Consider the following 11,762-nt stretch of genomic DNA (forward strand, 5'->3'; position numbering starts at 1 on the left):
ACGTGAAGTTAACTAGCCGATTTATTGATTGAAGTATTTCCATCATATTCTTTTAAATAGCTGCCATAATGTCGGAACAGCATTTCAGGTCCTTTGTGTCCCATTTGTTTAGACAGCCAGAAAAGGTTTACACCTTGACTTATGTGACTTGTTGCAAAAGTATGGCGCGTTTGATATGGATTTCTGTATCGAATACCTGAACGTTTTAATGTTGGTACCCATGCTTTTTTTCGGATCGCGTCAGCGCTAGCCCATCCAGCTTTTGTCTTTGTATCCAAAAAGATGTATTCATTGCCCAATACTCGATATTTCTTTTGATTAGATAAAGCGGATAGTGCTTGCGTATTTAATTCTATAGTCCTGGTACCTGCTTTTGTTTTTGTTGTTTTCTCAATACCGATTACTCGAGCTGAATTGATATTAATTGTTGCATTGGAAAAGTCGATATCTTTCCATTTTACTGCACATAGTTCACTTGATCTTAGCCCGGTAGCAAATGCAAATTTGAATAAATTATAATGCTGCTCATCGTTGCAAGAGTTCAATATTAATTCAATTTCATTAGGTGAAAACGGATCAACAACATAGTCATCCTTGTTTTTGTCATTTTCAGCATTGTGATAGCGTGATACCGATATTGAAGAAACTGGATTAATCGGAATTAAGCCATCGATAACCGCATCATCTAATGAGGACTTTAGAAAAGATAAAATATTACGCTTAGTTTTTAATGATGATGTTTGCTCTTGAATCCAGTTTTTAATAATACCTGCAGTCAGTTCAGTAACAAAAATATCATGCAAATAACTAAGTGCATTAACACATTTTTTATATCCATTAATTGTTGATGGTGACAGTTGTCTTTTGCAACATAGATCAATATAGTTATTCAATGAATTTAGGACTGTTAATCCTTTACTCGAGTAACCGAATGTTTTTAATTTTTGAGAGGTTGGGAAATAATCAGCATAGTTGAAAGTATTCCTCTCTATATTGTTGATTATTTCACCGCGTAAACGTTCAGCATATTTTATATTTGATGCGGTAACTGGCAGGCCCTTTAACGGCTCACGACAAAGAACACCTTTATAAGTAAAGGTGATCGTTATCGTTTTACTTGTCGTATGTTCACGAACTGTTACGCCACGCGGCATTTTTGCTTTTCCTTGCCTTTCCATTCATCCACCGCCACAATATCAACCTGTCTCTCTTTGATCCCCGATACTTTAAAAACATGAACTCCTTGCGCCCATATCCCCCGTTTTAGCCTTAAATTAACAGCGTTAACAGTATCTCCAAAGTCATTGCAATATTTGCTTAAAGGTAAATAACGTATCATAATTCTTACTCCAAATACTCCACAGAATTTCTAAAAAATTGTTATCTGCAATTAACAATTACTAATTTCTACTACTTTAATTTTTACTGGCTCAACCAACTGGTACTGACCCAAGATCTGTATTTCACCTTTGATGTGATTGTAACAAGAGGCAGTTTGATCCAGATAGTCGATTTGAATCAGCTGTAATATTTGTTTGTTATGCTTGAAATATTGATACGGTTTAATATCTGATAATCTAATTGTTTTGAGCTTGTCTATTTCTTTAACAATATTTGCATGACTTACACAAACAACATTATCGCCATTGAATAATCTGAAATTGGTAAGAGGTAGATTCTCAAGCACCTCAATAATTTCTTTTTTGTTCATAATTACTCCTTAATCCATAAACATTCAGTTCGCAATCCAGTACCACGACCTGCAGATATTTGCGCTTGCTTGGTATGTTTCGACCAATCTTTTAATAAATCGTTGTATAGATCACTGTCATATCCAGATATAACGACTCGGCCTTTTAAAGTTTGAACAAAAGTTAAAAGTTCAACATGATCTTGCTCACTCATTTCAAATGAATAAGCTCTATCACCCATTTTCCGTGTCGAGTGTAAATAGGGGGGATCAATATAATGCAAGGTTGTTGGTGTATCATGATTTAACATAACCGTCATTGCCGGTCTGTTTTCAATAATAACACCAGCAAAGTGTTCACCAACACATGCAATATTGGCTGGAAATCTTGTCCATAAATGAGAGGCTAACGAATATTCGCGTTTACTATCAATCCTGAATCCAGTTGTTTGTTTTGTTGCACCCGCTGATCCAAATCCCATGCATGCTCTAATTACTGTTCGTCTGGCCAACTCGATATTATCATCTGTTGGTTTATACGCTAGACAGAACTCATCGCGATGATAAGGCGTTAAAATACACAGTTCTTGTAAGCGTTCTCTTTGTTCTTTATTTTGCAATACTCGGAATAGATTAACGATCTCACCATCTACATCATTATAAACCTCAGCATAACTGCGAGGTTTGCGTAATAACACACCTGCAGCACCTCCAAACGGTTCAACATAACAAGTATGTTCTTTAAAAAAACCGATGATCCAAGGAGCTATTCTCCATTTACCACCATGATATCGAATCGCCGGATGTTTAATTTTGTATTCTATATCTTGCATAATCACTCCACATTAGTTAATTCTTCGTAACGGCGAATAAATCGATTAAATGCAATATTTGATGGTTGAGGTTCAATTTTTCGTTGAAGTAGTGGTATGCCATTTAAAATGGGCCAATCTTTGCCGTCATTGGCTAAATCTCGGTGCTCTGTTGCTAACATGATAAGATCAGCTTTTTTAACCTCTAGCGATTCGATTAAAGGTAAGTTAAATTTTTGTCTAACGACTAAATCAACACTCTTTTCCATCTGTTGATAATCAGGCAATAGCTTTTTAAGGGGGGAGGGGATATCTTTGCAATATGCTTCTACAGCATCATGTAATAGAGCTTCTAATGCGAATTTAGCCGGCACAATATGGCTACATTCAACACAATGTTGAGCTACACTGTAAAATCGTTCTAACTGACCAGCGAAACGACATTCATGTGATAATGCTTTTGCAATATCAGTGATGTTAATTGATTCAATACTAGGTTTTGAGTAGTCGAAATGACTGCCCGAATAGGTTGTTAACCAGGTCATATATACTCCACATGTTGTTATTAACGTCTGCACTCGTTAGTTTGTGCCGGTTACGCTTATCCGGCGTCATTACTGCTACTTACCAACTTTCACAAGATAATGACCGCTCCGCTTCTGATTTAAGTACACACAACACGGCTTGCGTACCGATCACTTAATAGATAGCGCTATTAAGTGCGTTAAATGACCCCTTAAATATATTGTCGCTATCAATTTATTTAAGCCGCAACTACTAACTAGTTGCAGGTCTTCTCTCTTTGGGTATATGGTGCGCTATACAGGATTCGAACCTGTAACTGATACTTTAGAAGAGTATTGCTCTATCCAATTGAACTAATAGCGCGTTTATTTAAAATTTGGCATTAACTCTTTAAATAATTCGGAAAGCTCCTCCGCAATTAATAGAAAAGTCGCTTCAAAAACCTGATCTTGGTCCTCGTACTCAACATGCTCACATAGTTCATCACTATATTTAATGTTAGATAAAATAAGATTTTTATTAATTGTGAATGTTGTTCGCTCTTTGTATGACATAGTTAAGAGTGTTACAGTACGACCATCGTCTATGTAGCTATGAAGATTACTTGATGTTAAGTCTTCATTTATGGCCTTGATTGTTCCGTTATCTAGTGGGTCAACTAATACGGCTGTATTTAAGATAGTAAAATATTTAGGCGCCTTATCTTCTTTGATCCAGTTCGTGAACTCATGCTCAACCGGATTATCAGTTGCAAGTGGTGTTATTTTTAAGGTACCAAGTAATTTTCTTAATACTGATAGGCAATCTTCTGCTTTTTTATAGCTGGATGTTGCAACACCGATAAATTTATCTCGATAATTGATCCAGATGTATGTTTGACTAATATTAGTGAAAGCACGAGGTAATAAGTCCATCATTAGTTCATCTTTTAATGCTAGTCGCTGCGTTTTTTTAACTTTTTGCTGAGTTTGCTCCTCAACTTCTTTTACTTTTTTTGCAAGTTCTCGATTGACCACTGCAGCTGGTAATATTTTGCTTTCGGTTTGTACGGTAATGAGAGCATGTTCTTTAACTGTTAATAGCAGGTCTCCGTTTGAGAACGGTGAAATGAAGCCTGTTTTAACTGAATCAGTTGGGCCACACTCAATAAAAGCAGCATCTTGTAATAACTCATTAGTGATGTTAGAAATATTACTATCATCATTAAATTGGTAAACAATTAGATCTTTAATATTGAATTTCATTCTTAATACTCCACGTGTTAATTAATAAAACGCTCTGGTCTGCACTCCTAGAGCGTACGATGTTACTCCACTTCATAAGTAGGTAATCAGGAACAGCATTAACCAAATGTACTAGTTGCCTATCTTTATACTTGCTAGGCTCAAGTTCCTTGACAACCACGTACAAGGATTTAATATATATATAACCACGTATAAAATGAGGAATTTAAAATGGAAAAACTAATTGCTGATACTTTGGCATTAAAACTAGCAGCAAAGATTATATTAACAGAGCCTAAAATAGTTATAAATAATCACTCTCCTGATGCTGCAGCTAATTCATTAGCTGATTTTGTTAAAACGTTATCTGAACGTTTTCAAAAAGATTTAGACAGTAGAGTTAGCTCTGGTTGTTTGGATAAGAGTTAATATAATCAATAGCCTTGCAAGCTTGTTCTGCTAATTGTTCTGCATTTAAATCTTGCTTGGCTATGCTCATCAACACTGCTTCCTTTATTTTTTCCTTGTCATCAAAGGAAAGGGTTTCTTTTTTTTCTGACATACAACCTCCTATATTAATAAAAATACATTTGGTTAATGCTGTTCCTGATTTTTAAAGAGCAATTTAATATAACTTAAATTTAAGATATCTTAAGTTAATTGTCAAATTTTTTTTAAGTGGAGTTGATTTTATTTTGTGGATATAAAAAAACTGCCTTATAGGCAGTTTAAAAAGTTAGAACTTTTATTAGCTAGGTAAATTCATTTGTTCTGGAGGCTCTATTTTTTCATTTACTTTGAGTATTTTATACGATGTATGCAATTTCCCGGCTGAAAACCATTGAGACACATTAGCTGTTACTTTTAGAATATCACCTTTTGCAAAAGTAATGAGTCTATTATCTATTTTTTTCAAAAAATCTTTATCTTCAATTGTCGCTTTAATCACAAAAGAGCCTGTGCTAAAACTCCATAGCCTATCTTCTTTAAAAGATATACTATCTAAATAAAGAACCATGTCAACATTTTCATCCGTAATAATATTTTCTTCTTCTTTTGGGGTATAAAACAATTGAGATTCTTTTTTATTAACTGCTATAAACGTTTTTCCTTCATCAATAGTCGAAGCAAATGAGTCTATTCCTTCTCTTTCTAAAGGCTTTTTTATGAACCCTTCAAGAGCTTGTCTCAGTTTATAATTTTTATATAGTTCAACAACAGCAATTTCAAATTTTCTATAATCTTCACCGATATAGATGGTTACATTATCGTTATCTGTTGGAACGATCTTTGTAATTGAACGACCATTTACCCACTTAATCAGTTGGATAATTCCATCTCGCCCTAATTTACCAATTCCTATTACCCCAACAACATTTAATGCTGCTGTAACTCCAGATCCAGTTAAAAAGCGTACTATATCACCAATAATTTCTGACATAATCGAAAAGTCTATACCAAATGAGCCTTCTCGAAATGATGCCTTTACTTTTATTGACATTTTAGTCTTTGGTCCATATATATGTTTAGCTGTTATATCAATAGCATCCGAAAGAGACATTAAAGCAGGTGCCAGATCTCTTATCTCCATTTGATGATTATCTAATATTGGACCGTCGTATAATATTCTAAATTTCATTTCTTCAGATGTACCCATAAAATGGTTCCTATTCCAGTATATATTATGATTACTGTAATAATAAACAGTATTTTATCTTTTTCTTCTAAAAATATGATGTTCGATCATCGTTCCGACAATTCGTATTTGTTGTTTTAAGCTGCTCATTGTAGTGTAATCAGGATTCAATGGAATTAGTTCAAATTGTAATCGTTCATACTCATCATGCCCTAGTTCCCTATATTTTTTGAATGTAGCTTCTTCTTCTCCATTCATAGCAACAACGAACTCACCAGGAAGAGGGAGAACATTTGGATCAATAATTACAATGTCACCTTCTTTGAATTCCGGCTCCATTGAGTCTCCCTTTATCGTCAGTGCAAAAGCTTGATCCGATAAATCCGAAGACGCCATAACATACTCAAACCCAGTTGAGTCTCTTAATTCACAGCTTTCAGTCCATAAGCCAGCTTGGACATAGCTTATCAATGGTACTTTATGTAAATTTAATTTTGCAGGAACAACATTTGATTCAGATCCTCCATTTAATAACCATGCGAAATCGCATTCTAAGGCTATGGATAAATCAAATAAATTCTTAGCACTAGGGGACGTTATATCTGACTCCCACTGAGATATAGCTGCATCAGTGACACCTTTCATTGATTTGGCAACGTCTTTTTGTGTTACTTTTAATTCTTTGCGTCTTTTTTTAATTCTGCTGCCAATAGTTTCCAATGCCATAAATTCCTCCACGATATTTAAGTTATCTTAACTTATATTGACTTAATAATCCTTTATGTATAGAATTTAAGTATTCTTAATTAATGAGGTGATTTTAATGTTAAAAAAAACAGTTCTAGACTATTTCAAACACAAAAAAAATATTGCTAGCGTTTTAAAATTAAGTCCATCTGCCGTATCACAATGGGGTGAAATAATTCCTGAAAAAAACGCATATCGTATTCAGGATCTGACTAATGGTGAATTAAAAGTTGATCCTAAATTATATCGTAATTAATTCAGTAACAACCACAAATATAGGGAGTACATGTGGACAATAGAAATTATCCTACACCGCCGGAAATAACCGATGCTATTCATAAGTTGATTACATCGTTTGACGGTAAATATCCGGCTATGGCTAGTCGATTAGATCCAGAGTCTGGTACCGAAAATGCACTTCGTAATCGCGTCAGACAGTTAAACGGTCAGATGGTACCACTTGGAATGGCATTAGAAATGGAAGCAGAAGCCAATTCTAATGTTATTACAGAAGCGATAGCAAAATACCGAGGTGGTGTGTTTGTGAAGTTACCAGAATTTGAAGATCTGGACAACGATGAACTGTTAAAAAAATTTAATGAATTAATGTCTGGGCTTGGTGATTTTTGTCGGCAGCATAACCAATTTACATCTGATGGTGTGTTGGATAGCAAAGAGAAGAAAGCATTAAAATTAACGTCTTATAACATTCAGTGCCGATTAAGTGAAATTTTAGTAATAACTGATTTGATATTTGGAAAGGGTGACCGATAGCGAATTTTGCAGAAGCACTATCGGTCGATGCGAAAACACTGTGGAGTATTAGTCGCAATGAAGAGTTTAACATTAAATAACACGATAACGCAATTACGTTATAAAAAATCGGGCAATTCATGTTTTCAATATGAAGCTATGATAAATAATCGATGGCACCCTGTAACCCACAAAATCGTTAAATACTTGTGGGCGTCGTTCAAAAGGATGGATGCATGAGTAGACTATTTGATGTGGTCTCTCAAATGAGCGGCCAGCGTAATAATATTAGTATCCCAAGACCTTATGTCGCTTTTTGTAAGGGAGACTATAATCTTGCTGCAGTTCTCGCACAATTAGTTTTTTTGTCAGGGAAAGGGATGCGTGAAGATGGTTGGTTCTGGAAGAAAAACGACGAGCTTGGTGATGAACTAGGGCTTACCGTTGATCAGGTTCGCTATTCAATCAAAAAATTAAAATTACTACTTGGCGCAAGTATTGAAACTTGTAAGAAAAAAGCATACGGAACGCCAACGACTCATTATAGATTTAACGAAGATGAACTAGTTAAATTATTGTTTCCTGTAAGTGATGAAAGTGATCAATCTCGATTCGGTAAAATTCCCGAATCAGAGGGGGAACCGTTACCCCACTCATTCGGTAAAATTCCCGATTCGATTCGGGAAAATTCCCGAAACCATGGATTCGGTAAAATTCCCGAATCTATAACAGATCCTATTACTAACATACATATACTAATTTCTATGTCTCGGAATTTTTCAAATTCCAAAGACGAAGAGAAGTTAAATAAATTTTTATCAAAATATCCAGATGCTTTTATCTATTCTCCACTTGGTAAAAAATGGGGTACCGAAGAGGATCTCAAGGCTGCCGATTATATTTATAAAAAAATTCTTGATGTTAATCCTACAGCTCAGGTCCCCAATTGGTTTGATTGGGCTAACGATATTCGATTATTAAGAACTCAGGTGCTTGGTGATAGATTTGATAATCCGCATAAAGAGATTTGTAGACGATTCAAAATAGCAAACCTTGATGGGTTTTGGAAAGATAACATTCAATGCCCAGCAAAACTGCGTAAGCACTGGGATAGATTTTTTAATGTTTTACCACAACCAAATAATAACTCAGTTAATTGGGATAGTACGGGATATCTAAACGGAGGTAATCAACATGCTTAAGCCATTAAATGAAGTTTATAGCACAGTACAAGCTGGATTACCTCAAGTTCAGCAAAGAGCAAGAGGGGCGGGTAAAAATTACGAATATTACGAAAAGGAATTTAATGAAATTTTTAAGTCCTTAAAGGGAATATTTCCGTCTATGTCCAACATTATCAGAACTCAGCAAGAATACGACACCTTACGCAGGGAGTGGATCTCGGCATTTGTAGAAAACGGTTTAAACCTAAGTCAAGTTGAAGCTGGTCTTGTCATGGCCCGTAAGCAAAATTCTGATTTTTTACCCTCAGTAGGAAAATTCATATCCTGGTGCAAAGAGGGTAGTTATTCTTTGCTAGGCTTACCTACTGTCATTGAAGTTATGAAGCAATTTAGAAAATACAATTCAAATAGACTTGATTATCCAAGCGCGGAATTGTTTCCGTGGTCTCAACCTATCATGTACTGGATTGTAACAGATTTAAGAAAAAATATGCTGCAGTATAACCAGTCTGATCTTGAAGTTGAAAAACGAGCCGAATACCTACTTAATCAATGGGTAAAAAAATTGAGTAGAGGTGAAAAGGTACCTGAAATTAGGGTGCAAATCGAAAATAAAGTATCAACGCCATACATATCATCATTTCAATGTGATCACCCATTAATAAAACAAATGAGAGAAAGGATTGAAGCGGCAAAGAGGAGAACGACAAATGTCTAAATCAGATTATAAACATTCAACCAGTAAAACGAATTCTGATATCAAGGACCTATGGCAGACTCCGGTTGAGGTTTACGAATTCTTAAATGCTCGGTTTAGTTTTGTTTGTGATGTTGCAGCAAGTGATCACAATCATTTGCATCTTAATTATTTGACTGAGTCGTATAATTCATTGATTAATGGATGGAGCCACTTAAAAGGTGGTTATGTATTTTGTAATCCACCTTATTCTAAAATTTTACCTTGGGTTAAAAAGGCAAAAGAAGCAAGTGATCAAGGCGTTGGTACCGTGATGCTTTTGCCTGTAGATACATCTGTTGAATGGTTTAAAACATTAAAAAATACAGCATCAGAAATTTGCTTCATCACCGGTGGGCGTATTTCATTTGTTAGATCTGATACAAAGAAAAAAGTTAATGGTAATAATAAAGGTTCTTTATATGCTGTATTTAATCCTCGTTCATTTGGTGAGTGTAAAGTTTCATGTGTTGATCGGGATGAAATATTCAGCACTTATGAAAAAATAAAGGACTCAATCCCTGATAAGACATTAAATGCAGTCTGGCCAAAAGAAGTTAATTCAATCTTTAATTTAATTGAGAGCGCTAAATCATTACCCGCAGTACTTCAATTAAAAGTTAAACAAAGCATTAACAAAATGATTATCGACCGTTTTCCTCATGATCAGATGGTGATAGCCACTCAAAATCTAGTGGATAGAATGGAGGCTAAAGCATGATTCTAATCTGTATTAGTTATATACTAATAGAATTTTTTATTTACTCAGCTTTGATTATCTATATAATTTTAAGCTCATTTATGAAAGCTAGAGTTTTTTTATGACAAAAAGAATTGCTTTACAGGGTGATCCAACAACCACTGGAGGTTCCATTATTTCTGCAAGTGGTAGAATGTTAGGTTCGAATAAACCTGTAGCTAGAATGGGAGATATAGCAACTTGTCCAAGATGTAATAAAGGTTCAGGGAAAATAATTGAAGGCTGCCAACAAATGATTGTGGATAGTATTCCAGTTGTCCTTGACGGTTATATTGTGGCCTGCGGTTGCCCCATTGGACTAAATAGAGTTATAGCTGCAAATAGTACCATTTTTTGTGATGACGGTTCTAATAGCTCGCCAAGTTTTGGTATTTTACCATCTGCTTATAATAACGTTTTACCCGATTTTTCAAAATTAAATTCACATGAGAAAAATGATCTACGAACACGAATTCGTTTTGAAAAGAATCAGTTTATTACTACTACGACTCAAATGAGCAACAACTTATTTTACTTCCCTCAAACTAAACAAGAATTCAAAAGTGATGTTTCTAATTTTGCAAATAATATTGCTGACAAAGTAGAAAATGGAAATTTATCTTACGAAGATGGTTCTGCTGCTCTAATTGAACAAAAAAAAGAACTTTTTGATGAAAGTGTTGAATGGATGCAAAGAGGTATTTCAGTTTTAGCTGGTACATCACAAATTGTATCAGGTGCTAATTCTTGTAAAAACTGGGCTACTTGTTTATTTTATAGTTTACCGAGTGTGGCTCATGGAATGAATAATATTTACGAAGGGATCACTAATGACATTGGTCCTGTAAAGAAAGGTTATCGAGGAATTGCTGAGTTTTTAGGGTATGAAGCTATATATGGAGATATCGCTTATAATACTGTCGATTTAGGATTATCAGCTTATTCAATGTTTGGCCTTACATCAAAACTTAATCAGTTTGGTAATAAGAATCTTTCTTTGTGGTACCATAATCAACAAGATATGGTAAGGGCTTATCAACTTATGAGTAAAACAGCCTTAGGATTAGAGGTTATCGCTGATAGTTTTACGATCGGAGCATTAACTAAACAATTATATAATGCGTTTATTTTTGATAAGAAAACTGAAGAGGCTGTGTTATTTTTAAAAAATCCTAGCCAGATAAGAAATGCTAACGATATGATAAGTTGCCCTATTGTTGTCATTAATGAGAATAAATTTGCTTATTGTGAAAGTGTTAAATAAAGTAATAAAATAAACAATAGATAAAAAAAAGTATTGTTGCTTTAGGAATAGTGTAAAGTTTAATTGATGTGAGTCGATTGGGTTTTGCGTTTTCAATTAGTTCATTTTTGAACTGAATTAATTGTCTAACTTGTATTATTGAACGAATCAACCAATAGCCGCACCCTAAAATCATTAATACAGATAAAGTAAACCCAAAGGTGTCTATATTCTCTGATTTTTTTGATACAATTAATATAATAAGAGCGATGATAGACAAGGATGCTAACGTCATAGAGATATAATAATTTAACTGTTCGTGAACAAGTTTAAAATCATTTCTAATTCTATTTATATTATTTTTCATTTTTTTATTTAAGATGGGTTTCCTTAAATTATACTAACAGAATAACTACTTTTTTTAAATGTTAAAATTTATCAATAGGGAAAACAAAACTTGTCACGGTTTACATA

Annotated in this window: 16 protein-coding genes and 1 tRNA gene; 7 read left to right on the plus strand and 10 right to left on the minus strand. The window is 34.3% G+C overall.

All coding sequences use genetic code 11. From position 1 onward, the window contains the following. Positions 1-8: 8 nt before the first annotated feature. The 7 genes from RHO11_13180 to rdgC form a co-directional block, all read right to left on the minus strand. Complete coding sequence (locus RHO11_13180) at positions 9-1,154, minus strand: site-specific integrase (protein ID WVD61399.1); 1,146 nt, start codon at positions 1,152-1,154, stop codon at positions 9-11. Continuing rightward, on the minus strand, positions 1,139-1,339 hold the full coding sequence (locus RHO11_13185) for a hypothetical protein (protein ID WVD61400.1): 201 nt from the start codon (positions 1,337-1,339) through the stop codon (positions 1,139-1,141). Before RHO11_13185 ends, RHO11_13180 begins: the two co-directional genes overlap by 16 nt. A gap of 51 nt (positions 1,340-1,390) precedes the next feature. Then, entirely contained in the window at positions 1,391-1,711 is a 321-nt protein-coding gene (locus RHO11_13190) for a hypothetical protein (protein WVD61401.1), read from the minus strand. Between the two features lie 2 nt (positions 1,712-1,713). After that, complete coding sequence (locus tag RHO11_13195; GenBank protein WVD61402.1) at positions 1,714-2,523, minus strand: DNA adenine methylase; 810 nt, start codon at positions 2,521-2,523, stop codon at positions 1,714-1,716. Between the two features lie 2 nt (positions 2,524-2,525). Then, positions 2,526-3,047: a hypothetical protein gene (locus RHO11_13200; GenBank protein WVD61403.1), complete on the minus strand. Its 522-nt coding sequence runs from the start codon at positions 3,045-3,047 to the stop codon at positions 2,526-2,528. 266 nt (positions 3,048-3,313) lie between these two features. Then, positions 3,314-3,390, minus strand: a tRNA-Arg gene (locus RHO11_13205). A gap of 2 nt (positions 3,391-3,392) precedes the next feature. After that, entirely contained in the window at positions 3,393-4,271 is an 879-nt protein-coding gene (gene rdgC / locus RHO11_13210; protein WVD61404.1) for a recombination-associated protein RdgC, read from the minus strand. A 210-nt stretch (positions 4,272-4,481) separates the two neighbouring features. On the opposite strand from rdgC, the gene RHO11_13215 reads away from it, so the two are divergent. Next, positions 4,482-4,679, plus strand: a complete 198-nt coding sequence (locus RHO11_13215) for a hypothetical protein (GenBank protein ID WVD61405.1) — start codon at positions 4,482-4,484, stop codon at positions 4,677-4,679. Here the strand turns inward: RHO11_13215 and RHO11_13220 are convergent. The 3 genes from RHO11_13220 to RHO11_13230 all read right to left on the minus strand — a co-directional run bounded on the left by RHO11_13220 (position 4,651) and on the right by RHO11_13230 (position 6,612). Continuing rightward, positions 4,651-4,812 (minus strand): hypothetical protein, encoded by a 162-nt coding sequence (locus RHO11_13220; GenBank protein WVD61406.1) that lies wholly within the window; start codon positions 4,810-4,812, stop codon positions 4,651-4,653. The two genes, RHO11_13215 and RHO11_13220, sit on opposite strands and share 29 nt — an antisense overlap. 186 nt (positions 4,813-4,998) lie before the next feature. After that, on the minus strand, positions 4,999-5,907 hold the full coding sequence (locus tag RHO11_13225) for a hypothetical protein (GenBank protein ID WVD61407.1): 909 nt from the start codon (positions 5,905-5,907) through the stop codon (positions 4,999-5,001). Positions 5,908-5,961: 54 nt separating this feature from the next. Then, positions 5,962-6,612, minus strand: coding sequence for a S24 family peptidase (locus RHO11_13230; GenBank protein ID WVD61408.1), 651 nt, complete (start codon positions 6,610-6,612; stop codon positions 5,962-5,964). Positions 6,613-6,709: 97 nt separating this feature from the next. On the opposite strand from RHO11_13230, the gene RHO11_13235 reads away from it, so the two are divergent. From RHO11_13235 to RHO11_13260, 6 genes are all read left to right on the plus strand, one after another. Beyond that, positions 6,710-6,889: a Cro/CI family transcriptional regulator gene (locus RHO11_13235; GenBank protein ID WVD61409.1), complete on the plus strand. Its 180-nt coding sequence runs from the start codon at positions 6,710-6,712 to the stop codon at positions 6,887-6,889. Between the two features lie 32 nt (positions 6,890-6,921). Next, positions 6,922-7,407 carry a YmfL family putative regulatory protein gene (locus tag RHO11_13240; GenBank protein WVD61410.1) on the plus strand — a complete coding sequence of 162 codons (486 nt, stop codon included), beginning with the start codon at positions 6,922-6,924 and terminating at the stop codon, positions 7,405-7,407. A 215-nt stretch (positions 7,408-7,622) separates the two neighbouring features. Further along, positions 7,623-8,588 carry a hypothetical protein gene (locus tag RHO11_13245; GenBank protein ID WVD61411.1) on the plus strand — a complete coding sequence of 322 codons (966 nt, stop codon included), beginning with the start codon at positions 7,623-7,625 and terminating at the stop codon, positions 8,586-8,588. Next, positions 8,581-9,288: a replication protein P gene (locus RHO11_13250; protein WVD61412.1), complete on the plus strand. Its 708-nt coding sequence runs from the start codon at positions 8,581-8,583 to the stop codon at positions 9,286-9,288. The genes RHO11_13245 and RHO11_13250 overlap by 8 nt, the downstream gene beginning before the upstream one ends. After that, positions 9,281-10,027, plus strand: coding sequence for a phage N-6-adenine-methyltransferase (locus tag RHO11_13255; protein WVD61413.1), 747 nt, complete (start codon positions 9,281-9,283; stop codon positions 10,025-10,027). The genes RHO11_13250 and RHO11_13255 overlap by 8 nt, the downstream gene beginning before the upstream one ends. A gap of 100 nt (positions 10,028-10,127) precedes the next feature. After that, positions 10,128-11,309, plus strand: coding sequence for a DUF4225 domain-containing protein (locus RHO11_13260; GenBank protein WVD61414.1), 1,182 nt, complete (start codon positions 10,128-10,130; stop codon positions 11,307-11,309). Positions 11,310-11,762: the final 453 nt, after the last annotated feature.

This window comes from Orbaceae bacterium BiB, assembly GCA_036251205.1.
Taxonomy (GTDB): domain Bacteria; phylum Pseudomonadota; class Gammaproteobacteria; order Enterobacterales; family Orbaceae; genus Orbus; species Orbus mooreae.